The sequence below is a fragment of the Photobacterium sp. SP02 genome, assembly GCF_038519165.1.
GTDB lineage: Bacteria > Pseudomonadota > Gammaproteobacteria > Enterobacterales > Vibrionaceae > Photobacterium > Photobacterium halotolerans.
Genome location: NZ_JASJOJ010000186.1, coordinates 1 through 307, shown reverse-complemented (window position 1 = coordinate 307; position 307 = coordinate 1). Strand labels below are relative to the sequence as shown.

Annotated in this window: 1 protein-coding gene; it reads right to left on the bottom strand. The window is 45.9% G+C overall.

Annotated features, from left to right (window positions below):
* Positions 1-114: 114 nt before the first annotated feature.
* On the bottom strand, positions 115-307 hold a 193-nt coding region (locus tag P0Y67_RS22930; protein WP_342393721.1), incomplete at its 5' end, for a transposase.

Below are 307 nucleotides of genomic sequence, written 5' to 3'. Positions count from 1 at the left end.
TTCGAGTCCCGTCCGCTCCGCCACTTCTTAGAGAAACCCAGTCAGTAATGGCTGGGTTTTTTGCTATCTGGCGTTTGTAATTTGTTCGACTGCTCGTTATACCATTCTGGAAAATTAACTGGTCAGGTCAATCCATTGCCGCGAGCACATCTTTTTGACTCGCTGAGTGCATTGCAGAAACTGGTTCCATGCCGCGCAAACCTTATCAACAATATCGTCATAATCTCTGAAACTTTGATTGGCTAAACAGCGTTGCCTTAACCAACTCCATACCTGCTCTATCGGGTTAAGCTCAGGAGAATAGGGA